Origin of the sequence: Borrelia sp. HM, from assembly GCF_019669085.1 — a bacterium.
In the GTDB taxonomy this organism is placed as follows: Bacteria; Spirochaetota; Spirochaetia; order Borreliales; family Borreliaceae; genus Borrelia.
Genome location: NZ_AP024401.1, coordinates 661,505 through 687,120 on the forward strand (window position 1 = coordinate 661,505; position 25,616 = coordinate 687,120).

17 protein-coding genes and 1 tRNA gene are annotated in these 25,616 nt (G+C 26.5%); 5 read left to right on the forward strand and 13 right to left on the reverse strand.

The features are described 5' to 3' along the window. Nucleotides 1–29: 29 nt before the first annotated feature. Nucleotides 30–1,865 (reverse strand): fructose-specific PTS transporter subunit EIIC, encoded by a 1,836-nt coding sequence (locus K5563_RS03135; protein WP_221037530.1) that lies wholly within the window; start codon nucleotides 1,863–1,865, stop codon nucleotides 30–32. 158 nt (nucleotides 1,866–2,023) lie between these two features. Between K5563_RS03135 and pfkB the strand changes: the two genes are divergently transcribed. After that, nucleotides 2,024–2,932 carry a 1-phosphofructokinase gene (gene pfkB, locus K5563_RS03140; RefSeq protein ID WP_221037763.1) on the forward strand — a complete coding sequence of 303 codons (909 nt, stop codon included), beginning with the start codon at nucleotides 2,024–2,026 and terminating at the stop codon, nucleotides 2,930–2,932. A 79-nt stretch (nucleotides 2,933–3,011) separates the two neighbouring features. Here pfkB and K5563_RS03145 read toward each other — a convergent pair. The 5 genes from K5563_RS03145 to K5563_RS03165 form a co-directional block, all read right to left on the reverse strand. Next, nucleotides 3,012–3,085: transfer RNA gene (locus K5563_RS03145), tRNA-Asp, on the reverse strand. Between the two features lie 52 nt (nucleotides 3,086–3,137). Continuing rightward, nucleotides 3,138–4,967 carry an exodeoxyribonuclease V subunit alpha gene (gene recD, locus K5563_RS03150; protein WP_221037531.1) on the reverse strand — a complete coding sequence of 610 codons (1,830 nt, stop codon included), beginning with the start codon at nucleotides 4,965–4,967 and terminating at the stop codon, nucleotides 3,138–3,140. A gap of 9 nt (nucleotides 4,968–4,976) precedes the next feature. Further along, nucleotides 4,977–8,441 (reverse strand): exodeoxyribonuclease V subunit beta, encoded by a 3,465-nt coding sequence (gene recB / locus K5563_RS03155; RefSeq protein ID WP_221037532.1) that lies wholly within the window; start codon nucleotides 8,439–8,441, stop codon nucleotides 4,977–4,979. Nucleotides 8,442–8,459: 18 nt separating this feature from the next. Continuing rightward, nucleotides 8,460–11,672: an exodeoxyribonuclease V subunit gamma gene (locus K5563_RS03160; RefSeq protein WP_221037533.1), complete on the reverse strand. Its 3,213-nt coding sequence runs from the start codon at nucleotides 11,670–11,672 to the stop codon at nucleotides 8,460–8,462. A 5-nt stretch (nucleotides 11,673–11,677) separates the two neighbouring features. Beyond that, entirely contained in the window at nucleotides 11,678–13,126 is a 1,449-nt protein-coding gene (locus tag K5563_RS03165; protein ID WP_221037534.1) for a nicotinate phosphoribosyltransferase, read from the reverse strand. 177 nt (nucleotides 13,127–13,303) lie between these two features. Here K5563_RS03165 and zwf point away from each other — a divergent pair, with 177 nt between their 5' ends. Together zwf and K5563_RS03175 are read left to right on the forward strand one after the other, a co-directional pair. Further along, a complete protein-coding gene (zwf, locus tag K5563_RS03170) occupies nucleotides 13,304–14,737 on the forward strand; it encodes a glucose-6-phosphate dehydrogenase (RefSeq protein ID WP_221037535.1) in 1,434 nt (477 codons plus the stop codon). Between the two features lie 812 nt (nucleotides 14,738–15,549). Next, nucleotides 15,550–16,902, forward strand: coding sequence for a Na+/H+ antiporter NhaC family protein (locus K5563_RS03175; protein ID WP_221037536.1), 1,353 nt, complete (start codon nucleotides 15,550–15,552; stop codon nucleotides 16,900–16,902). Nucleotides 16,903–16,953: 51 nt separating this feature from the next. Here the strand turns inward: K5563_RS03175 and K5563_RS03180 are convergent, their stop codons facing one another. From K5563_RS03180 to ylqF, 5 genes are all read right to left on the reverse strand, one after another. Continuing rightward, entirely contained in the window at nucleotides 16,954–18,003 is a 1,050-nt protein-coding gene (locus K5563_RS03180) for an ABC transporter substrate-binding protein (RefSeq protein WP_221037537.1), read from the reverse strand. Nucleotides 18,004–18,020: 17 nt separating this feature from the next. Beyond that, on the reverse strand, nucleotides 18,021–18,812 hold the full coding sequence (locus K5563_RS03185) for an ABC transporter permease (RefSeq protein WP_221037538.1): 792 nt from the start codon (nucleotides 18,810–18,812) through the stop codon (nucleotides 18,021–18,023). Between the two features lies 1 nt (nucleotide 18,813). Then, nucleotides 18,814–19,626, reverse strand: a complete 813-nt coding sequence (locus K5563_RS03190) for an ABC transporter permease (RefSeq protein ID WP_221037539.1) — start codon at nucleotides 19,624–19,626, stop codon at nucleotides 18,814–18,816. 5 nt (nucleotides 19,627–19,631) lie between these two features. Continuing rightward, complete coding sequence (locus K5563_RS03195; RefSeq protein WP_221037540.1) at nucleotides 19,632–20,675, reverse strand: ABC transporter ATP-binding protein; 1,044 nt, start codon at nucleotides 20,673–20,675, stop codon at nucleotides 19,632–19,634. A 97-nt stretch (nucleotides 20,676–20,772) separates the two neighbouring features. Continuing rightward, entirely contained in the window at nucleotides 20,773–21,609 is an 837-nt protein-coding gene (gene ylqF / locus K5563_RS03200) for a ribosome biogenesis GTPase YlqF (RefSeq protein ID WP_221037541.1), read from the reverse strand. A gap of 136 nt (nucleotides 21,610–21,745) precedes the next feature. On the opposite strand from ylqF, the gene K5563_RS03205 reads away from it, so the two are divergent. Together K5563_RS03205 and K5563_RS03210 are read left to right on the forward strand one after the other, a co-directional pair. Then, nucleotides 21,746–22,441 (forward strand): N-acetylmannosamine-6-phosphate 2-epimerase, encoded by a 696-nt coding sequence (locus tag K5563_RS03205; RefSeq protein WP_221037764.1) that lies wholly within the window; start codon nucleotides 21,746–21,748, stop codon nucleotides 22,439–22,441. A gap of 49 nt (nucleotides 22,442–22,490) precedes the next feature. Continuing rightward, on the forward strand, nucleotides 22,491–24,038 hold the full coding sequence (locus tag K5563_RS03210) for a PTS transporter subunit EIIC (protein ID WP_221037542.1): 1,548 nt from the start codon (nucleotides 22,491–22,493) through the stop codon (nucleotides 24,036–24,038). 48 nt (nucleotides 24,039–24,086) lie between these two features. Here K5563_RS03210 and K5563_RS03215 read toward each other — a convergent pair whose 3' ends face one another. Together K5563_RS03215 and K5563_RS03220 are read right to left on the reverse strand one after the other, a co-directional pair. Then, nucleotides 24,087–25,070: an alpha/beta fold hydrolase gene (locus K5563_RS03215; protein ID WP_221037543.1), complete on the reverse strand. Its 984-nt coding sequence runs from the start codon at nucleotides 25,068–25,070 to the stop codon at nucleotides 24,087–24,089. Next, nucleotides 25,067–25,603 carry a transcriptional repressor gene (locus K5563_RS03220; RefSeq protein ID WP_221037544.1) on the reverse strand — a complete coding sequence of 179 codons (537 nt, stop codon included), beginning with the start codon at nucleotides 25,601–25,603 and terminating at the stop codon, nucleotides 25,067–25,069. Before K5563_RS03220 ends, K5563_RS03215 begins: the two co-directional genes overlap by 4 nt. Between the last annotated feature and the right edge of the window lie 13 nt (nucleotides 25,604–25,616).

A 25,616-nucleotide genomic window follows, 5' to 3' on the forward strand; every position in this document is an offset into this window, starting at 1 on the left:
ATTAAGAGATAAGAATTAATTCTTATCTCTTAATATAGAATTCCTATTAATATGCCTGTTATTAAGGTTCCAATTAAGATAGATATTATCCACATTAATGGGTTAATTACTATTGGGAGAATAAAAATACCACCATGTGGGGCCATAAGTTTTACTTCGAAGAATGCAGATAGGAAACCTCCAATAGATGATCCTATTATACATGCAGGTATTATTTTAAAAGGATCTGCAGCGGCTAAAGGGATTACTCCTTCTGTTATAAAACATGCACCTAAAATGTAACAAATTTTCCCAGCTTCTTTTTCTTCTTGTGAAAACTTATTCTTAAAGATACTAGTTGCAAGTGCTACTCCAAGTGGAGGTGTCATTCCTCCTAACATTATGCTTGCATGAGGGATATAGTTTTTTGCAGTTATCATTGCAATTCCAAATGCGTAGGCTGCTTTATTTATAGGACCACCCATATCTATCGCCATCATTCCACCAAGCAATGCACCCAATAGTGCCATATTTATCCCGCTTAGCGAATTTAATATATTTGTTATTGATGTGTTAATATATGCAATTGGTGTTAGTAAAGAATATGTTAAAAAGCCTGATATTAGTACTGAGAAAAAAGGGTAGGTTAAAACGGGGTTTATACTACTTATTTTTACTGGTATTATTTTTTTACTTATTGATTTGATTGCTAAAGTTATATATCCGGAAAGAAATCCTGCTATGATCCCTCCTAAGAAACCTGCGTTTCCTTTGCTCATCATTAATCCTGTAATCATTCCAGGTGTAAGTCCAGGTCTTTCTGCTATACTAAATGAAATATATCCAGCAAGTATTGGAATCATTAGGAAGAAAGCATTATTACCTCCGATGTACATTAAAATATCAGCTATTTTATTATAACTTGGATCATTTGGATCAAAAGCCTGAATGCCAAACATGAATGATATTGCAATAATTATTCCTCCAGATACTACAAATGGAAGCATGAAGGATACACCATTCATTAAGTGTTTATATGCATTTCCTGTTTGATTATATTTTTCATTTTTTTCTTTAACTTCATTACTAGTATAAATCTTTGCTTTATTTTCAATAATATTTTGAATTAGTTCTTTTGCTTTGTGTATTCCCTCTTTAACTCCAACTTCAATTAATAGTTTGCCATTAAATCTTTCTTTATCAACAGTTTTTCCAGCTGCAATAATTATACCTTTTGCTCTTTTTATATCTTCATTGTTTAGTAGATTATCAATTCCACTAGAACCATTAGTTTCTATTTTGATTTCTACGTTTAGTTCGGCTGCTGCTCGTTTTAGGCTGTCGGCTGCCATATATGTATGGGCAATTCCTGTGGGGCAGGCTGTTACTGCTAGAATGAAGTTTTTGAAACTATTTTCATTAATCTTTATATCTGTATTGCTGTTTAAAATAATTTCTAAAAATCTGTTTGTATCGTTGATGGTCATGATTTCTTGTCTTAAAGCCCCATCGTTAAAGATTTTATTAAGATTAGATATTATTTTAATATGCTCATTGCCTGTAATATTTTCAGGAACAGCCATCATGAAAAATAATTTTGAGGCTTTCGAGTCAGAAGCGCTAAAATCAAAACCTTCTCCTTCAACTCTTAATATAGCTATTCCATGTTTTTTAACAAAATTACCTTTTGCATGTGGCATTGCAATATGTTCCTCAAGTCCTGTTCCGCTTATTGCCTCTCTTTTTTTAATCTCTTTGATAAAGGCTTCTTTGTTTGTTAAATATCCATTTTCATTAAGCATATCGGTCATTTTTTCAATAACATCATCTTTACTCTTGCCTTTATAATTTAATATGATTAATTTATTAGAAAATAAATCTTTCATAAGGGACTTCTCCTTGCTATTATTATTATTAATATTATTATATCTGTATTATACTTATTATTGGTACGGATATTGTAGCATATGGTTAATGATTATTATAATCATTAATTAATATATTTATTAATTGTTTTATTTATTTGATGAATAAGGAGCTTGATTTGATATATACTCTTACTCTTAATCCTTCAATTGATTATAAGATGATTGTAGATAGATTTCAAGAAGGATGTCTTAATAATATTGTTAGTCATAATTTTTTGGCTGGTGGTAAAGGTATAAATGTCAGTAGTGTGCTTAAGAATTTTAGAATGGAAAGTGTTATTTTTGGATTTTTGGGTGGATTTACGGGTGATTTTATAAAATCCACTCTTGATTTAATGCAAATAAAGCATGATTTTGTTAGTATATCTTGTAATACTAGAATAAATATTAAAATTATGTCAGATGGAAAAGAGACAGAAATTAATGGCAATTCACCTGATATTTTGAAGAGTGATTTTCAGTCTTTAATTTTCAAATTGAAAAAATTAGATAAAGGCATATTAATTATGTCTGGTAGCGTTCCAAGCTCGCTTGGATATAGTGCTTATAATGAAATAGCTGAAAATCTTTCAAAAAACATTCAGTTGATTATTGATACTAGTGGTATTGCATTGCAAAAAATTGTATATCTTAATCCTTTTTTAATCAAGCCAAATATTAAGGAACTTGAAGAACTTTTAGGTAATAATTTAAATTCTAGCAAGGAATTAATTGATGCTGGATATAAGATTATGGACATGGGTGTTCAAAATCTTATAGTTTCAATGGGAAGCGATGGGGCTTTTTTTATGAATAATAAAAATATTTTTATGGCTAGTGTTCCTAAAATTAATGCAAAAAGTACTATTGGTGCAGGAGATTCTGTTATTGCTGGATTTATATATACATATATGAAAGGAGGTTCTTTTTGTGACTCTTTTAGATTTGGAGTTGCATCAGGTACAGCAACGGCGCTTAAAGGTCAACTTTGTAATCTTGATGATGTTAATGCTATTCTTGATAAGGTGGAAATTAAATATCTTTAATTTTTTTCTTTAGTATGCATAATTTAATTAGTTTTAGCTTTTAATTTAAGTAAAACTTTGTAAAAAGACGATCCATTATCGGGAGCGACGGGACTCGAACCCGCGACCTCCTGCGTGACAGGCAGGCATTCTAACCAGCTGAACTACGCCCCCAAATACAATACCTTAAGATTATATTGTTTTTCTTTTTATTTGTCAATTTGATTTAATGACTCAATGCATTTATGTAATCTAAAATCTTTGAATCTCTTTCTACTTTTTTTAGACTAACATTTTTAATAATATTTTTGCTTGATATTATTTCTATACTTTCTTTAGCTCTTGTTATTGCAGTATAGAGTAGTTCTTTTGTTAAGAACGGATGGTCTTCTAGTATTATTTGTACATGCTGATATTCAGAACCTTGGCTTTTATGTATTGTTGTTGCAAAACTAATTTCATATTTATCAAGTAAATTAAGATTTATTTTTGTATATTTTTCGTCCTCTTTTTTAAATAGAGCATAAATTTTAGAATTTTCTCTAAAAATAATACCTCTTTCTCCATTAAATAGATTATTCTTATAGTCATTTTGAGTAATTAAAATTATTTGTCCAATTAAATCGCCATATACTTTTTTTAAATCCAATTTTATTATTTCATTAATTTTTTTTGTTCCAAATCTTCCAAAATTTTTTGAACATAAAATTGTATTATTAAGTAGAGTATTTATTATTGATTCGACTTCTTGATCTTTTAATGAATTAAGATCGAAGTTAGATATATCTTTATATAAGTTTTTTCTGTAGTTTAATAGTTCGTGTTCAATATTTACTTTATCTATATCTTTTAAAATTATATTTTTGTTAGCATTAAGTTGAAGATCAATTAAATTCGTATCTTCTTTATAGATTGCTTTTGCTAATAAATTTATCTCATCGTTACTTCTAAAATTTTTTTTAAGTATTTCTACATTTTCATCACTTATATCTTTTATTTTCATAAGGCTTGCATATACATTTCCTCCAGCTATTGAAGGAAGTTGATTCTTATCTCCTGTTATGATAAGTTTTGTGTTTATTTTGATTGCCTTTAACAATTTTAAAAAAGTACTTGCATCTATCATAGATGCTTCATCAATTATTATTATTTCAAAATCTAGAAAATTGGCTTCATCGTATTTGTTGACTTTGCTAATAAATGAGATTTTTAGTAATTTTTGTATTGTACTATGTTCTGTTTCAATATTTTTAAATGATTCCTTTAAACTTGACTTTAATTTTTGACTTGCTTTTCCTGTTGGGGCTATAAGAGCTACTTTTTGCTTAATGTTCAAGTGAATATCTATTGCCTTTAAAATATAATTGATAGTTGTTGTTTTTCCTGTTCCAGGGCCTCCACTTAGTATAAAAAAGTTACTTTTGAGAGATTTTTTGACTGAATTAATCTGTTCTTCACTTAGTCCTTTGGTGTTTAATTTGGTTATAATATCTTGTATTCTTTGATCACTTATTTTACTTTTATAGTCTTTAAGTCTTTGATCTATTTTTTGTATTAGTTCTTCTTCTTCTCTGAAATTTTTTTGGGTATAGATATGTATATTATTTTCTAATATTAAAGGAGTTGTGATTTTTTCATTTTGATTGTAATTTGCCATGATATTATTTTCTTTTAAAAGTGCGATCATGGAATTCATTTTTGTTGGTTTTGTAAATTGTGCAAGTTCTTCTAGTATATCTATTGATTTTTGATAAGATTGATTTTCTTTGTCTAATTCCAAGCGAGTATATTCAATTGTTTTTTGAATATCTTTTATTAGTAGATGAATGTTGGCTCTTAAATGTCCTTTAGAAAGATAATTAAATAAAAATATTAAAAAAATAGCAAGTTCTTTCGACTGTTCATTTTGTATGTTTTTTGTAAGTAAGTATGCTTTGTAGTAGTTTGCTATGTTTATGTTTAAAGTTTCAATTATTTCATGGATTTTAAGTTCTGGACCTAAATAATTCATTTTATGATCTTTTAAAAATTCCCTTAACACTAAATAATTTCTCATATTGTCCTTTTAATGGTTGAATTGTAAATGTATTTGTTCTAAATCTAATTCTTTAAATTTTGGTATATTAGTATAAATCCCATTTTGAGTTTTAGATTGTTCTTTAGTAATATTTTGAAATGCTCTTGTAAAGAGGTATATTACCCCTCCAAAATTATTGTTATATTCTTCTGTAGTCTTAAAGAATATTTTTTTTATGCCTAGTGAGTAAATTTTGTATTGTAAATCATACTGTTCTTGTTTGATCGTTTTTTTTAATCTCATTGTATTGTAATCTTTTAAGTTTTTTCCAAGGTAATTTGTTTTATAGTCTAGAATATAAATTTTATTATTTATCTTAAATATAAGGTCAATGATTCCTTTTATATAGCCATTATTTAATGTCAAATCTAATTTGTTTTGATAATTAAAGAGAGACTTTTGTTTGTAGATTTTTGTATTTATTTTGATTAAAAATTCCATTTCTTTTTGCACTTCTTGAATGTCACATAATCTTGCATTGATAAATTTAATTTGAGTATTTAGCATGTTGTAGATCATATTTGTTAGTATTTCTTGTATTTTTGGTGTATTTAATTTTGGATTAAAATGTTCTATTTTTTTTTGTACAAGGGAGATGTTGATTTTTTGAAAGTTGTTTAAATTATTTTTTGCGTCGTTGAAATTTATATCTTTCATTATGGCATGTAAAATATTCCCGATATCTTTACCCCTTGGAAGTGTTTCTTCAGTAAGAGTATGATCATTATAATAAGTCTCATCATAAAAAGTCTCATCACTTCTAATTTCTTTATTTTTGGCATAATAATTGGATTTATAAATTGACGCAAGGCTTGTATAGCTGTGTGTATATTCTTTTATAAACAGGTTTTTGTTGATTGGTGTTGGTGGGCTCAATTTTGTGTCTTTTGTAATATTTGTTTCTAATTTATTAAAGGGATGCATTTTAATAAGGTTGTATACATTAAAATCTAGATTTATTCCATCAATTACTTTTATTTCTGCTAATTCTAATATTTTGTTGATTATTGTTCCTTGATTGATAATAAATAGAGAAAATCTAGATCGTGTTGTTCCTACATAAAAAATGTTTTTCTCCTCATTGAAGGTTTTTTGTTTGGCAAATTGTTGATTTTTTTTTAATTTTAAAAAGTCATATTCTGTCTTATTGTCTAAGCAAAACTTATAAAATGGATCAGATTTTTTTAGTATATTATCATTGTTTTGTGTATCACCTATTAAGAATACAATATTAAGACTTAGTCCTTTTGATTTATGAATTGTCATTATTTCTATAGATTTACTTTCTTGAATTATATTTTGATCTTCATCTTGTTGGTCAATATTTTCATTAATTATTAGGCTTTCTAGAGTGTATATTAATGATTCTATATTTTTTTCTTCATAATAAATTTTAGATATAAAATCTAGGCTTGTTTGATAATTTTTAAGTGATTCAAATTTTTTTTCAACTATTAGAGTTTCTTTGTAGCTTTTTTTTGATTGTGCAAATTCAATAAATGTAGGATTATTAAGATTTTTTGCTAAACTGACCCATAACTCTTTATTTGAGACAATATTATCTATTGCTTTGATTAGTGTTATTTCTTGATTTTCAAGTAAATGTATGATTTCAATAATAGCTTCTTCTATATATTTTATTTCATTTCTTTCAATTAAGCTTAGATATAATACCCATGGCATGTTTATTATTTTGCTGGTTAATATATAATTTAGAGTTTGAAAATTTTGTTTCCTATCTAGACATTTGATCAGATAAAATACTTCATTAAACTCTTTTGTTTTAAATAATAATTCTTCGATCTTAAAATTTGTTTTTATATCTTGCTTTTTAAGTTCTTTGTCTATTAAATATATTTCTTTGCTAGTTCTACAAAGCACTTTGATGTCTGATTCTGTAATTTGTCTAAGTTGATTATTATCATAAATTTTTCCATTTGTTATCAGGTATTTTATTGTTAGTGCTGTCTTTTGTAAGATATTTCTATCTTCTTCAATTTCAATTATATTTATTGCTTTTATCTTTTGATCATTTACAAAAATTTTATTTTCATCATTATTGGGATTTGTTATTGCCTTTTTGAATTCTATTCGTTCTATTTCATCTGTAAATGTTTTATTATAGATATTATCAAACATAATATTTAAAGGTTCAACTAATTCTTTATTTGATCTATGATTTGTTAGCAAAGTTATTCTTGCATCATTTTTTATTTTATCTTTTATTTTTTGATTGTAAAACGATATATCAGCATTTCTAAATGTATAAATTATTTGCTTTGGATCGGCAATAAATACTACTTTTATGCCACAAGAATTAAGCAGTTCAAATATTTCTATTTGTATGATGTCTAAATCTTGTGCTTCGTCTATTAATATTATTTTATATTTATTTTTTATTGAATTTAATAGTTTGCTATTATAAGATTCTAGGTATTGTTTAAAATGTAGCATTATATGTTTTTGGTCTATTGTGTTTGTTAAATGAATAGTATTTGCAAGTTCTTTTTCTATATATTGAAGTATCTTATATTCTACTTTTAGTCTAATATATTTCTTAAGTTTACTTTCATCTTCTTGATATGTGTTTGTTTCATTGCTAAGTTCTATTAAATCATTTTTTATCTTTAGTTCTTTATCTGATAGAGTAGCATTCTTTTGAAGATTAGATTCTATTATTTTATAGAAAAATTTATTGTGTATCAGTATGTCTGTTATTTTTACTATATCTTTTTCATAATTATATTTTATAGTTGATATTTTCACTCCTTGGTTATGTTTATTGAGGAAAGTTCTTTTTTCTTGCATAGTCATTTCGTTTAATGCTTTGATAATTAAATTGTAATTATGAATTAATCTATTCTTATTTATGAGGATTTTTTCAAAAATTGTTTGTTTTTTTATCCAATCTCCAAGTTCTTTTGTTTTATTTCTTTTATATGCTTGTCTCATATATTGAGCCATATCTTTTGTATTTTTAAATTTGGATTTAAAGATTTCAAATTCATACTCTTTAATTTGTAATTCTTTTTTTAATGAGTTTGCTTTTCTTAAAAACTCATAAACTATTTCATCTATCTCTGATTTGAAGTTTGTTTTTACACTATATCTGGAAAAATTTTCTGTCTCTATTTGAAAATTGTTTAAAGAGTGTAGTGCAAATTTATTTATTGTTGAAATAAAAATTTTATTTGATTGCTCATAGATTGTTTGTAGATATTGATTTGGTTTTGAATTTTGATATTCAGTTTCAATTGATTTTAATATTCGAATTAGCATCTCTTCTGTTGCTTTTTTTGTAAATGTTAGTACCAAGATTTCACTTGGAGAATACATTTTGTTTGTGAGTAGGTTAGTAATAGTATTTTCAAGTGTATAGGTTTTTCCAGTTCCTGCTGAAGCTTCAATTAATATTTTTTCATTATCTTTAATTTTATCTATTATTTTTGTCATAGGATTAATTTTATAGTCTTAAATAAATTTAGCATAGAAATCCTTAAGTACCTTTTCTAAGTTTGCATTTATGATTAGGTCGTGAGTATCTTTAAATCTGTTATAGTATGGACACCATGTTATATCTTTTTGTTTGAGAATAAATTCCATATTTTTATTAATATTAATGCTTTTTTTTAGATATTTTATTTGTGTTTTTAACGTTGTTGGCAATTCGTTTATATTTTTTATTTTAGTTAAACTTTTCTGTATTAAATCTTTATAGATTGGTGTGGGGTAGCTTGAAATATATGCTATTTGTTTTAGTAGATTTGAAAGATCCAAAGAGTTTATTATTCCATTGATATATTTATTATTGAGTGATATTTTAGAATTTTCATAAATGATTCTTATTTCCTGAATTGAGTCCATATTATTAATTTTGCTTTTTAAAATTAGTCCCATTATATATAGATTTATTTTTCTAATAATTTTATCTTGGCTGTAATCTTTTTTTTCTATATTGATATAATAATATCTATTATCAATTTTATAGATGTTTTTAAGTTTTCCGTTTAACTTAAATTCTAATATTTCACCTTCAAAGTTAATGGGTATAGTTTGATTTAATATGATTTCTGTTTCTTGCATTTTAGAGAATTCTTGAAAATTAATAGCAATATTATTTTTAATTTCATTGAATTTCCCTATAAATTCTTCTTTTAAGTTTGTCTTTTTAATGTTTATAGGCATTATTCCTTTTTGAATTTGGTTCTCAATTATGTTGTCTATTATTTTTAATATATGATTATCATCAATTTTATTTCTTATGCATTCGTGTATTGGTATTATATTATTCATTAATTGATAATTAAAATTATCAGTATCAATAATTTGTTCTTCTTGATTTTCCTTAATTATACTGATTTGGCTTATGTCTTTGATATATATATTTAATATTTCTTCATAAAAATATTTATAGGGATTAGTCATAGCTTTATTGATATCTTCTATTTCTAGCGTAATTTGTTTTTGTAATTTAATTCTTTTTTGTTTGAATTTTGAAGGCTTGCTTTTTTGTAATGACTTTGCGATATTGAAAGCCTCTATGTCATAGTTTATTAAGTGATTATCTTTTTCTTGTTTGAAGTATTCAAAATTATAATTTTCAATTGGGTGTACTTCAATTTTTATTTCTATTCCCATGTTTTTGATGTGTTTGACTATCTTATTTATTATTTTAGGTTTATTGCTTTCTAAATTGATAGATTCATTTGTTGAGTAATAAAAGTATAATTTTTTTGATGCTGCAAAAATTATTTTAATTAAATTTGAAATGTTTTGTTCTTCTAGATTAACATAGTCATAATATTCATTTAATAAATTCATGTTATCAAGGTAAATATTTGAATTTAATTCATGAGTTCCTAAGAAGTGAATTTCAGATTTTTGTAGATATTCGATTTTATCGCAGCTTGCAACAAGTATACCCATATTTGGATTATTTAATTTATATGCTTTTTGTTCTATGCTCTCTTCAAGTATTATTTTAAAAAGCTCAAATTCAATTTTTCTTCCTTTCACTTTTTCCATATAATCTTTGTGAAGATTTTCATTGAAGTCTCTTGAAAAATTTTTAAGGTATTGTATTCTTGTTTTTATATATTCATCGATTTTATTCTCATCGTCAAGTTTAATGTATTTATCTATAAAGATATCTATTATTTCTGCCCATTCGTATATTGTATATTCTTGTTCTTTGAAGTACATTATGTCTTCATATAGGCTTCTTATTATGCTTATTAGCCTTATTATTGAATCTGAATCTTGAAAACTTATAAATCCTTGGTAATTTTCAAATTCATATGTTTCATTAAAGATTTCAGATTTTAAAAATCTATTAAAACCATCTTCCCATGAATTTAAAAAATTTTTATCATAAGATAAGCTTTCTTTATGATTATCATTCATTCCAAAATTAATATTTACTGATTCGCTAAATTTTATTAAGTATTCTAATTCACTTATTGAGATATTGAATTTATTCATTACTTTTGTATTGATTAAAAATTCAATTATTTCTTTTCTATTGAAATTACTAATTGTTCCTTTATTTGAGATAAAAAGTTGCATTAATTTTTTTAAAGCAGTGACGCTTTGACTTTTTGATAAATCTTTAGAATCTAAAATGTTAAATTCAATTTCATATTTATTTAAAAATTCCTCTATGTATATTAAATACATATCCATATCTTTTGCAAGGCAAGTTATTATAATATCATTTATTTTTAAATCATGATTTTGTGTTGAATGTAAAATATTGTTTACTAATATTTCTACCTCTCGTTTTTTTGTTTTTGCCTCTATGATTTTAAAACTATTATCCAAGTTCAATAAAGGGGTATCTTTTAAGATATTATTTTTAAAACTTGCTAAAAAATTTTGTTCTTCAAATGATTGCAAGTCAATTTCTTGTTCTATTTGTATACTTGATTTGTATCTTTGCAATTTTTTTGGTATTAATTCTTTTATTAGTGCAGATTTGAGTTGCTCTATATCTTCAAGTATTAATTCGTATACTTTAATATCAAAAATTTTTTGCAGGCAAAATAGAATTTTTCTGTCAATTTCTCTGGTTTCTCCAATAATTATTATTTTTTTTGTTTCAATGCTCTGTTGGGGCTTTGTTGCTTCTTTTTCTATCTTTTCTTGAAAATCAAAAATATTAATTTGATTTTTAAATAGTTTTTCAAATATTTCTTTTTGCATTAATTCATTTTGGATCTTATTTTTATCTTGAAATAAAATTTTGTTTTGTCTCCAATGTTCAATGAGATTTGAAAAATTAGAGTAATATTTATGAAATAAATTTATTATCTTTGATGCAAATATGTATCTATTTTTTGTTGATTTAAATTCATTTATGTCTTTTATTTGATTGTCTTTTAGTATTTGATATAAAATGAATTTTTCTGTCTCTGAATAAAGAAGTATTGTATTTTTTTCTAAAAAATTTTTTATGTTTTGATTTTCTATTGAAATCTTATATATAATTTTCATTATATTTTGTTTTATATTGAGGTTATATGAAACTTCATTTATATTTGCTATGTATTTTTTAATTTCTTCGCCTAAAATATTATTTCTTACAATAATAATGGTTTCTTTTTGGAAGATATCGTCCTTTTGAGTGAGTTCTTTAATTTTGTTATAAATTTTACTTACTTTATTTGTTTTATATATTTTATACATGAGTATTACGGTATTTTGTTTTTTTTAGCAAGCATATTCCTTAAGTTTTTTAATTTTTCTGTAATACTTACTTTATATATGTGTGGATTTATTATTCTCTTATAAGTTGTATCTATTTTTTCAAGATCGTTTTTAACTCTTTTTCGTATGTTTTCTAGATTTGATTCAAAGGTTTTACACGTTTGATTATGTTTGAAAGCTGTGTGAATTAAAAATTCAAAGTTGTCATATGTTTGTATTTCTTTGAATATATTTTCTTGTATAGGGTGAAAAATGGTGAATTTCTTTTTTAAGCTTAACATTTCTTTTATTTCTTCTTCTTCTTCTTTTAAAAAAATTAAATCAAAAATCATTTGTCCATTTAAATATATTCTGGCAATTCCCTTTTGAGAAGGTAGCGTTATTTTTTCTGTATTATTTGATATTTTCATTGTAGGAATAAATTGACCATCTTGTTGAATTGATATTAGTTTATATACTCCTGCGATATTGGGGTCCCCTTTTGCAGTAACTAGATTAGTACCTACTCCCCAAAAATCAATAGGGGCGTGAATTGAGTTTAGATATGTAATAATATCTTCATCAAGTTCGTTTGATATAATAATTTTTACTTCAAATAATCCATTCTCATCAAGTTTTTTTCTTACTTTTTTGCTTAAATATTCCAGATCGCCACTGTCGATTCTAACAGAGAAGTTTTTGCTTTCTTTATTACTTTTTAATGCTTTAAATACTTTTATTGCGTTTTTCAGTCCGCTTTTAAGCGTATCATAAGTATCAAGTAGCAAGCTTACATTGTTTGGATATGTTTTTGCATATTCCCAAAAAGCTTCTTCTTCACTTTTAAAACTCATCACCCAGCTATGAGCCATTGTTCCAGTTATAGGAATATTATATTTAAATCCTGCAAGCATATTGCTTGTAAAGTCAGCACCTCCTATGTAAGCAGCTTTACTTGCCGAGAGCGCACCATTAATGCCTTGAGCTCGTCTTAGTCCAAATTCAGCTAAATTTTTAGCTCCAGCTTCTTTAATTCTTGCTGTTTTAGTTGCGATTAAGCTTTCAAAATTTATTGTATTTAATACTAGTCCTTCTATAAGCAAAAGTTCAATTAAATTTCCTTCAACAATTAGTATAGGTTCATATGGAAAAACGATTCTTCCTTCTTTTATTGAGCTTATTTTTATTTTTAAGCTAAATGTCTTTAAATAGTCTAAAAATCTTTTGTCAAAAAATTTTAGACTTTCTAAATATTCAATTTCTTCTTCTTTAAATCGGAATTCTTTTAAAATGTTAAATAATGTGTGAATTCCTGCTAAAATTATATATCCGTTTTTAAATGGTGTTTTTCTAAAAAACATTTCGAATTTGGCTTTTGGATTAATGTTTTTTGTGAAGTAGGCATTCATCATTGAAAGTTCATAAAAGTCTGTAAATAGTGATAGATTTTGCATCGTTTATATTATACATCATACTGATATTTACTTTTAAATTTTATGATGTTTACCTTAGTCTTAACTTATCTTTATTGTCATTTAATTTAAGGGATTTATATTTGTTTAAAGGAGAATAAGTTGATTCATAGTTTTTGATATGACAATAATAGTATAATTACTTATTGGAGATATTTTATGAGTAAAAAGAATGTATCTAATTTTGATGTTGTAATATTTGGTATTACTGGTAATTTGTCTAAAAAAAAACTTATTCCTTCTCTTTTTAATTTATATAAAGATGGTCACATTAGTAATTTTAGAGTAATTGGGTTCTCACGAAGAAATTTTACTGATGATGAACTTAAAGCTTATATTAAAGATTCTTTGTGGCAAGAAGAGTCTACTGTTTTAGTTAATGATTTTTTAAAATTTTTTATTTATTTATCAGGAGACTTTAGAGAAAAGGATGCTTATGTAAAATTATCCTTTCTTTTAAAGAATAGAGAAACAATATATTATCTTTCAACATCTCCTCAGTTTTATGAAGTAATAATTGAAAATTTAAAGCCATATTCGTTTAATGATATTCCTTGTTTATCTAAGATTATTCTTGAAAAGCCTTTTGGTAATAGTCTTGATACAGCTAGATGTCTTAACTCTCTTCTTTACTCTGTTTTTCAAGAAGAACAAATTTATAGGATAGATCATTACTTAGGCAAAGAAACTGTTCAAAATATTTTTACATTTAGATTTGGAAATTCTATTTTTGAGAATATTTGGAATAATCGTTATGTGGATTTTGTGCAAATTACAGTAGCTGAGGAGATAGGTATTGATGGTAGAGCTGAATATTATGATTCTGCTGGTGCTCTAAAAGATATGGTTCAAAATCATATTCTTCAGCTTTTAAGTTTAGTTGCAATGGAACCTCCTATTGCATTTAATGCTGACTTTATTCATGATGAAAAGGTTAAAGTTTTAAAAAGTTTAAGAAAATTCACTAAAGAAAATATGGAAAGTCATATTGTTAAAGGACAATATGTGTGTTCTTTGGTAAGAGGGGTTTTAAAGAAAGGATATAGAGAAGAGGCTGAGTTTTTAGGTTCTTCAAATACTGAGACTTATTTGGCTATGAAATTATTTATTGATAATTGGCGTTGGTCTGGAGTGCCTTTTTATATTAGGACAGGAAAAGCACTTGTAAGGAAATTTTCAGAAATATATATTCAGTTTAAAAAACCTGATTTTACTATTTTTAATACTGGGTTAAGTAATATTTCAAATGCTTTAATTTTTAGAATTCAACCAAGAGATGGTATTGAAATTAAGTTTAATACTAAGCGTCCAGGGTATAATTATGATATTCAGGAAGCTAATATGGAATTTTCTTATCATTCTTCATTTAACAAATTTTTTGATGAAGCTTATGAGAGATTGCTTTTTGATGCTTTTTTGGGTGATAGAACTTTGTATACTCGTAATGATGAGATTGATGGTTCTTGGGAATTTGTTTCAGATATTCTTGACAAATGGGAATACGTTAAAAATTGGGATTATTTTTATGGATCGGAAGGACCAGTTGAAGCAAATATGGTTTTGGAAAAGGATCATTTTTGGCGTAAAATGTAAAGGACATTACTTAAGTATAACAAAGCTTATGGATACTTTATTTGTAGTATGTTTTAGATATTTAACATTAATTTAAGTCTTTCTTTGAAGAGTCATATGTCTTTTAAACAATAAAATTTTAGTATGGCTTTAATTCATATTTTTTATTTGTTATTAAATAATATATTCTTATGATATAATCATAAGAATATATTCGTATACTTTTATAAGTATAAAGATTATTTTTCTTTTTTTATATTTGAGGCTTTAAAGTGAAGAGTGTTGATATCAGTATAATTTCATGTTTTTATAGTTGTCGTTTTATTTTTAGATGGGTTGTTACAAGGATATCTTTTTTAGTAAAGGATTTTGTGAATTTTGTCAGTTTTATTTTAACTGATGTGCAAAGCTTTTTTAAAGTTGCAATTAAGAACTGCGTTAATCTAATTTTAATTGTTATATTACGTGGTACTATATTTTGTTACAATTTTTCTTTGATATCAGATATAGGTATTATATCAAACTGCACTCGAAAACGTAATATAACAGGTCTTTTTACTTTTCAATCCAATTTTATTTGTGATTTATCATTAGCTATATATGTTCTTTTTAGTTCTTATTTTCTTTTATATGAATATTTTAAATATTATATCATTTTAATTTATCTATTATTTTTATTGTGTTTTGTAATCTTATCTATAATTGTTTTAGTATAAATAAATTTACATAAGCTTTTGCTAAAGGTTAGGTTTATTTTAAGTATAATTTAGATTTTGAGAAATATTTATGATAAGGTTCTGTGATTTTGTCTAAATTATTTAGGAGGTTTGAAAATGAAGGATAATGATCGTGTAAAACCAAGTTTTTTAGGACTTATTCCTTTTTTTGTTTTTATTGTTTTTTATGTAGGAACAGGGATAATTTTAGAAATTCAAGGTGTTGAGATGGCTTTTTATCAAATGCCACCATTAATGGCTATGTTATTAGCTATTATTGTAGCATTTATTTTATTTAAAGATTCTTTTATAGATAAGTTAAATGAATTTATTCAAGGATGTGCACAAAATGACATTATATTTATATCTTTCATATTTTTAATTTCAGGTGCTTTTTCGACTGTTTGTAAAGAAATAGGTAGTGTAGAAACTGTAGCCAATATTGGACTTAAGTATATACCATCTAATTTATTAGTAGCAGGAATATTTCTAATATGTCTTTTTTTATCTACTGCAACTGGTAGTTTTCTTGGGACTGTTGTAGCTATTACTCCAATTGGATTTGAAATAGCATCTAAGAGTGGGATTCCATTGCCAATGGTTGCAGGAGCTGTACTTGGAGGTGGTGCTTTTGGTGATAGTATGTCTTTAATATCAGATACAACTATTATTGCAAGTCGTACTCAAGGAGTTAAGATTATAGATCTTTTCAAAAGTGGTGCTTTTTTGACATTTCCTGCATCTATTTTATCAGTTGTATCATTTGCTATTTTAGGTTCTTATATTGGTGATATTGGAGTTAATGTTGAACTGGGCGATATAAATTATTTGAAGGTAGTTCCATATCTATTTGTTATAATTTTTGCATTTTTAGGAATAGATGTATTTTTAGTTTTATTTTTTGGAATATTGATTGCTGGTTGTATTGGTATTTTTTGTGGTGATATAACTCTACTTTTAATGCTTCAGAAGATTAATGCAGGGCTTTTAGATTTAAGTGAAATGCTTCTTCTTGTTATTTTTACGGGAGGGATTTCTTATATGACTATTAAGCGTGGGGGTTTTGAATGGATTTTAATTAAGTTGAAGTATTTGGCTAAGTGTAGAAGAAGTGCCGAATTTACAATTACTTTTTTGATAGTTCTTGTGACTGGATTTCTTTCAAACAGTGGTCTTGCAATTTTAGTTAATGGTACTGTTACTAAGGGTATGTCTGAGGCTAATTCTGTATGTCCTAAACGTTGTGCAGCATTACTTTCAATTTCTTCTTGTGCTTTAATTGGTGCTTTGCCATATGGTATGCATATGATAAGTGTTATGAATATTTCAAAGGGAACTATATCTCCGATTGAGATCATGCCGTTTTTATTTTATCAAGTATTTCTAGGCATTATTATTATTTTATCTATAGCTTTTTTTGGATTAAAAAATCAATTTTTAAGTTCTAATGAGCAGTCTTATGAGGCTTAAAAAAGAAAGAGGCGCATTTTTTTATTTAAAATGCACCTCTTATAGGTTTTATTAAGATGATAAGTTTACATATATTCGCATTTGTTCTTCTTTTACTTTTTTAGGTACTGATTTAAATACCTCATGTTTTGAGAGATCTTTTGGAACAAATCTTTCTTGTAAGTATAGTTCAATTTCAGGATTGGTTTTTGCTTCTTCCTTTAATCGTCTAAATACATTTTTATTTGGTGAATTATATTTTGTTTCTTTAAAGTTTGCATAAGATGCTTCGTTGTCATATAGGAAGTTTATAAATTTATAAGCAAGTTCTTTATTAGGTGCATCTGATGGAATAACAATTACATCAATCCAAAGATTTGTATTCTTAGGTGTATAGAAGTCTAAATTTGGATTTTTCAACATTGCATCTATTGCTTCTCCACTCCATGTTAATTGGATTGATACTTCATCATTTAATATGAGTGATTTCGCAGGAATATCTGAGAAATAGCCTACTACTAAGGGAGCTTGTTTTTTTAATAATTCTTCTGCTTTTTGAATTATTGATATGTCGTGTTCATTAAAAGAATAACCAAGTTTCTTAAGTGCTACTCCAATATTCTCTTTTGGAGAATCTAACATTGAAATTTCTTTTTTATATTTTTCGTTAAATAGTATATCAAATTCGTTCATATCTTTTATATCAACTTTTGTTTTGTTATAAAGTATGCCCATTAATCCCCAAAATAGAGGCACAGAGTAAGTATTGCCAGGATCATATTCTAAATTTTGGAATTCTTCTAACAAATTATTTTTTACATTTGGTAATTTTGAATGGTCTAGAGCTTCAATTTTTTTGTTATTTGCTAATTCTTCTATTAAATATTCTGATGGGACTATAATATCATAATAACCTTTTGTATTATTGAATTTTGCCATCATTTCTTCGTTATTATTGAAACATTCATAGTTTATTTTTATGTTGTGTTCTTTTTCAAATTGAATTAGTAATTTTTCATCAATATATTCAGCCCAATTGAGGATATTAAGGGTACCTTGTGTATTTTTAGAAGAACAAGATAGCATTGTTAAAATAATTATTGATATGAAAATTTTTTTCAAAATTAAACTCCTTTTTATTAAATTTCTGTATCTAATGTTAATTTTTTGATACCTACACATTTATTAATAATAAATAATAGACCAAGTATTGCAAAAAATAGTATGGAAGAAATAACATTAATTGTGGGTTTTATTCCTTTCTTAGTTAATGAATTTATAAGTATTGATAAGTTATTGAATCCTTGACCTGTTGTAAAAAATGATATTAAAAAGTCATCGACTGATAGAGTGAATGCAATAAGGCCTCCTGTTGCTATACTGCTAATTATTTCTGGATATATTATATTCTTAAATATTTGACTTTCTGATGCTCCAAGATCTCGAGCTGCGTTAATAATATTTTCTGGAAGAGAATATAGTTTAGGTAAAATTATTATTATGATATAAGGTGTTGAGAAAATTATGTGTGATATTAGCATTGTAGAAAAGCCCAATTTTATTCTTATTAAAGAATAAAATGTCATTAAGCTAATGCCAGTTACAATATCAGGATTAATTATTGGTATTTTATTTATTGATAACAGCATGTTTTTCATTTTTTTATTTTTTGTTTGATAGATACTGTAAGCTCCAAGAATACCCATTACAATAGAAATTAATGATGATAGTATAGCTACTAGTAAGGTATTATATATAACTGTTCTTATTTGATTTGATAAAAAAACTTCTTTATACCATTTTAGACTAAATCCTTGAAAAAAAAATCCATTATCTCCATCATTAAATGAATAAACTACTAAAGTAAGTATTGGAGCATAGATAAATCCAAATATTATACTTAAAAAAGTATTTCTTAATATTTTTAACATATTAACATCCTGATTGTGAGGTATTGTTTCTCATTAACTTAAGTATTATTAGATTAAATGTTAATATTATTATCATGATGATAAAAGAAATAGAGGCTCCGGTATTCCAATCTTCTACGAATAAAAATTGTTTTTCAATTAAATTCCCAATTAAAATTTGCTTTGACCCTCCTAGTAGATCTGAGATAATAAATTCTGTGATTGAAGGAATGAATACCATTATTATGCCTGTTGCAAGATAAGATAGTGTTAATGGCAATTTTATATACAATAATATTTGCCATGTTTTTGCACCAAGGTCTCTAGCAGCTTCAATGTATTCATGCTTTACTTTTGATAGTCCTATGTATATTGGTAGGACCATAAATGGTAAAAAATTATATACCATGCCTATGATTACGGCTTTTTCATTATAGAGCAATTCCATAGGTTTAAATCCCATTGCTTCAACTAAATTGTTAAGAATACCATTTTTGCCTAATATTCTTATCCAAGCATAAGTTCTAAGTAAAGTATTAATCCACATAGGGAGTATTATCATTATTATAAGAATGTTCTGGATATTTTTTTTTGATATGGATATAAACCATGCTGTTGGATATCCAATTAGCATACAAAAAGTGGTTGTAATTAGTGCAAAGTTTAGGCTTCTTGAAAAAATTTTTAAGTAACTTGGTTCTAGTAATCTTATAAAATTTGCAAATGTGAATTCTTTTTGTTCATTAATAAATCCTAAAACTATTATTGTGATTACTGGAAAGATAATAAATATTGATAAGAATAAAATATATATAATTAAAATTATTCTATTCATTTTTATTATTCCTTACACATTACATGAATATCATCAGGTCCTAATAAAATATCAACTTCTTCCCCAACTTTTGTAAGTTTTGTGCTTTGAACTAACCAGTTATATTGTTGAATTTTTATTGACATTTCGTAGTGTACACCTTGGAATATTGCTGAAGTGATTATTCCAGTTAAATGTCCTTGGCCTTTTGGCAGTATTTTTACATCTTCTGGTCTAATCACCAAGTCAACGGGTTCTTTATGTTGAAATCCTTTATCAAGACATTTGAAATTTTTACCAAACATGCTCACAACGAATTCTTTTTCATATATTCCTTCGAAAATATTGCTTTCTCCGATAAAACTAGCTACAAATTTTGTTTTAGGTTCATTGTAGATTTCCTCAGGTGTTCCAATTTGAAGTATTATTCCTTCATGCATGACTACTACTCTGTCACTCATTGTGAGTGCTTCTTCTTGATCGTGAGTAACATAGATAAATGTTATTCCAAGCTTTCTTTGTATTTTTTTAAGCTCCCTTTGCATTTCTTGTCTCATCTTTAAATCAAGAGCCGAGAGTGGTTCATCTAATAGTAAAAGCTTAGGTTCCATAATGATTGCTCTTGCAATCGCTACTCTTTGTTTTTGTCCTCCTGAGAGTTCATTAATATTTCTGTAGGCGTATTTTTGCATATCAATTAGGGAAAGTACTTCTTTTACTTTTTCTTTAATTATTTTTTTATTTATTTTTTTCATTCTAAGCCCAAATGAGATGTTGTCAAAAACATTCATATGTGGAAATAGAGCGTAATTTTGAAATATAGTATTTATCTCTCTTTTATTAGGTTTAACTTTTGAAATTTCTTGTGATAAAAAATAGATTTTTCCTTCATTTTGGTTTAAAAAGCCTCCTAATATTTTTATTAATGTTGTTTTTCCACATCCTGATGGACCAAGTAAGGTTATAAATTCGTTTTTTTTAATTTTTAAATTAATCTTATCTAGGGTTTTATTGGCAATATCAGTATAATAATGACTTAAATCTTTGATCTCTAGGATATAGCTATCCAACTAATTGGACCCTCCCTTTTGTGTGCCGATTTGGGCTACATGAAAAAGATTATACTTTATATCAATGCTTATGTAAATAATTTTATTTGTTGTTATTTTAACATCTTATGTCAAGTATAATTTGTCCAAATTTTCCTTCTCTATATTCTTTGATTAGTATTTTTGATGCTCGTTCGATATCTATTTTATGTTTTTTATTTATTAAACCTCTTTTTATTCCAAATTCTTCCAAAATTTTAAGTGAATCTATTGATGTTATATTATATTTTTTTAATAATTTTTTTTTATTGTTTATATGCATTTCTTTAAGTAGATATAGTGCAAGTTCTGTGTGATCTAGTATTTCGTTTTTAATCATATCTAATATGGCAAGTTTTTTTGCAATCTCTTGATTTTCTAAATTATGCCATAAGATTCCTGGCATATCGAAGATATTAATTTCTTCATTTATTTTTACTATTTGTATGTTTTTTGTATGCCCTGGTTTATTTGCAACACTTGTACTTTTTTTGCCTACTAGTAGGTTGATAATTGATGATTTTCCAACATTTGGTACTCCAATTACTAATATTTTTATTTTTTCTTTATAGTTGTTTATTTTTTTTACATTAGCTATTTTTTTTATATTATCTATTATTTGTTTTCTTATTCCTTTTTTATATATGTTGGTAATTATTACATGGTTGCCAAGTGTTTCAAAGTATTCTTTCCATTTCAAGATTTCTCTCTCTTGTGTTAGATCTGATTTGTTTAAGAGTATTATTTTATTTTTTTTTGTGTTTTTAATTATTTTTTCAATTAGTGGATTTTTGCTGCTAATTGGAGCTCTAGCATCAAGTATTTCTAATACAACATTTGTTCTTTTAAGGTTTTCCTGGATTAAGTCTAGTGCTCTTTTCATATGACCAGGAAACCAGTTAATTTTTTTTGACATTGTTAAATTTATTATAGCGTAATTTATGCAAATATAAATTTATATATTCCAATTTATATCCAATTGTATCTTTTTTAAAAATGATATAGTTTATAATTTGACATTTTTAAAAAATTGAGTTATAGGAGGTTTTAATATTATTAAAGAAATTAAAAGAGGTCTAATTGTGTCTTGCCAGGCCCTTGAAGGAGAACCATTGCATAGCAGCTTTATTATGTCAAAGATGGCTTTAGCTGCCAAGATGGGAGGTGCAATTGGAATAAGAGCCAATGGTGTTTTAGATATTAGGCAAATAAAATTGGAAGTAGATTTACCTATAATAGGTATTATTAAAAGAGTTTATGATAGAGCTCCTGTTTTTATTACACCTACTATTAAGGAAATTGATGAGCTTTGCAAGGAAGGAGTTGATGTAATTGCTCTTGATGCTACGCTTAGGGAACGTCCTGATGGTCTCTTGTTAACTGAATTTTTTGATAAGATCAAAAAAAAGTATCCAAATCAGCGTTTGATGGCAGATATTTCTTCTTTAGAAGAAGCTATCAATGCAGATAAGCTTGGATTTGATTTTATTGGTACAACTCTACATGGGTATACAAAGAATACTGAAGGGTGTAATATTGCAGATAATGATTTTGACTTTTTAAAAAATTTAATTAAATGTAATTTTAAATCAAAATTAATCGTTGAGGGTAAGATTGATACTCCTCTTAAAGCCCAACGAAGCTTTGAACTGGGAATTGATTTGGTTGTTGTAGGTAGCGCTATTACACGACCTATGGAAATTACTAAGAGTTTTGTTGATAAAATAAATGAAGTTAAGGGAACTTAGGGATCGTTGATTATGTTTGATGAGTCTCTTTTTTATATAGGAGGGTTTTATGGGAAAATTTTTTGAGAATGCTCAAAAATTTGGACGTTCTTTTATGTTGCCTATTGCTATTCTTCCTGCAGCAGGATTGCTTTTAGGTATTGGAGGTGCTTTTTCTAATCCAGCTACTATTAACGCATATTCTTTTTTAGATGTATTTGCTCTTCAAGTAGTGTTTAGTGTAATGCGTACTGCAGGTTCTATTATTTTTGTTAATTTGCCTCCGATATTTGCAATTGGAGTTGCTGTTGGTCTTGCAAAATCAGATAAGGGAACAGCAGGACTTGCTGCTTTTATTGGATATCTGGTTTTAAATTCTACTATTGGTATTTTAATAGATATATTTTCAAAAACTGAAATTTTATCAAGTGGGGCTATTGGGTCAATACTTGGAATTAAAACTTTAGAAACGGGTGTTTTTGGTGGTATTATTATTGGTGTTTTAACTTACTATTTTCATAATAAGTTTAATAAAGTCGAATTTCCAAGAGTGCTTGGGTTTTTTTCAGGTTCTAGATTTATACCAATGATAGTATCTTTTGCAAGTATGATACTTGCTGTTTTTATGTTTATTCTTTGGCCCTTTGTTCAATCTGGAATTAGCAAGGTAGGCATGTTAGTAGATGCTACAGGATATGTTGGTACTTTGATTTACGGTATTTTTTTACGAATGATAGGACCTTTTGGATTGCATCATATATTTTATTTGCCGTTCTGGACAACTGGTCTTGGTGGTTCTGAAATTATTAATGGTAGGTTGGTTGAAGGAACTCAGAATATCTTTTTTGCTGAACTTGCATCTCTTGGTACTGATAAATTTTTTATTGGAACTAGTCGTTTCATGAGTGGAAGATTTATTACTATGATGTTTGGATTACCTGGAGCTGCTCTTGCTCTTTATCGTCTTGCAAAGCCTAGTCAACGATCAAAAGTTTTTGGCCTTTTATTCTCATCAGCTTTTACTTCATTTTTAACAGGAATTACAGAACCTCTTGAATTTTCTTTTTTATTTGTAGCACCATTTATTTATGTTCTTCACGCGATATTTGATGGTTTTGCATTTATGATTGCTCATATTTTACAAATCACAATAGGACAAACTTTCTCTGGAGGATTTATTGACTTTATTCTTTTTGGCATTTTACAAGGTAATGCAAGAACAAATTGGATTTTAGTTCCAGTAGTAGGATTTTTTTGGTTCTTCTTATATTACTTTAGTTTTACTTTTATAATATCTAAATTTAACTATAAAACTCCTGGTAGAGAGGATATGATAGAGGCTCAGGATGAATCTGTTTCTAAGGCTGATGAAAAGGGGAGTAGCAGTGTTGCTTCTCAAGTGATTATGGGTCTTGGGGGTTTTGATAATATTGTTGAACTTGATTGTTGTGCTACAAGACTTAGAATTACTGTTAAAGATTCTATAAAAGTGTCAAAAGATACTCTTGAGAGTACTGGTGCAAAGGGCGTTCTTATAAGCGGTAGTGGAATTCAAGTAATTTATGGTCCTGGTGTTAGTGTGCTTAAAAATGAAATTGAAGAAATAATGGATAATTAATGATAGTCTAAATTCTATTTTAAGCAAGTGTATGCTACTTTTTTCATATCACTTGCTTTTTATATTTTTAATAAAATCTACCGAATGTTTTATTATGTAAGACGTATTTTGTGCGCTTCTATAGCTATGATTTCCAACAGGAACATGAGAGTGGGTGCCTTCAACAAGAATCATGGGAATTTCTTTTTTATATCCTCCATATTCGTTTATGAATTTATTTATTTCCTTAGAATCTACTGTAGGATCGTTTGGGGAATAAATTATTGTCAATGGGGTTTGTATCTTGTCATAGCCATTAGCATTAATTAATTTAACAAGTCCCATCATTGCAATAATTGAGTCTACTTGTCGTGTTGAGGAATGAAATGTTTTAATTTTTTCATATTCTTTTTTTTTATTTTGTTGTATTGCAGGTTCATCATATCCACCTGTTACAAGGTATGCAATTTGACGACCCCAAGGATAATAAATAAGGTTTGTTCTTTTATCTTTAGGATAAATGTTAGGTGATATTAAAACAGAGGAGTGTATTTTGTCTTGATAATTTTTTAATGCCCAAATAGCACAAGTTCCACCATTTGAAGTTCCAATTAGTATTAATTTTTCTCCTATTGATTGTCCAATTTGAATAGCCTCATCGATGTCTCTTAACCAATCTTGAGTCTTGACGTTTTTAAATGCATCTTTATTTTTAATTCCATGTCCCTTAAGTCTTGTAAAGAATATATTTGCATTTAATGCTTTTGCTATGTTATTTGGAACAGGATAAATTTCATTTTTGGATGCCCCAAAGCCGTGAATATATACCACTGCGTATTCTGTTCTTTGTTTATCTTTATTCCATATAATTTCTTTTTTTGTGTTTTCTTCTAAACTAAACTTGGATTCTTCAGTTATTAAGTATTGATCAATTTCTTTAATTGTACTGGGAACGTTTATTTTTGAGAACTCATTTTTAAATTTTACTCTTGGACTTACTAATATTAGTAGAAGTAAGAATATAAAAATAAAAATAACATTTTTTATGTTCATAAATTATTTTCCTTTTGATTATTGTCATACTCGGTATTAAATTTTTCTTTTTTAGATTGTTGATAACAATTATTACATGATCCTGAGTAAATGATTTCAATAGATTTAGTTTTCCATTCTTCTCCTAGTTTATCTTTTAAAATATCTTTAATGTCATCAAGTTGGATAGGATAAACTTGATTGCATTTGTTGCATTTAAAGTGAGCTATTGTAGAAGTCAAGCTTAAGTAAAATCTTGTTTCTTTTTGGTCTGTTGTTTTTATATCTTTTAGAATGTTACGTTCTTTTAAGATATTCAATGTGTTGTACACTGTTGCTTTTGATAAACTAGGTATTTCTTTTATTAATTTGTTGTAAATCTCTTTTGCTGTAAAATATTCTCTTGGATTTGATGCAATGTGTAAAATTATTCTATTTCTTGAATGAGAGGCTTTCATGCCCAACTCAGTTGTTAATGATTTTAGTAAGATAGGGTCATTAGTAATTCCGACTTTTTCTAAAGTAGAATGTACCTCTATTGTGTTGTTGTTCATATATAATACCCTT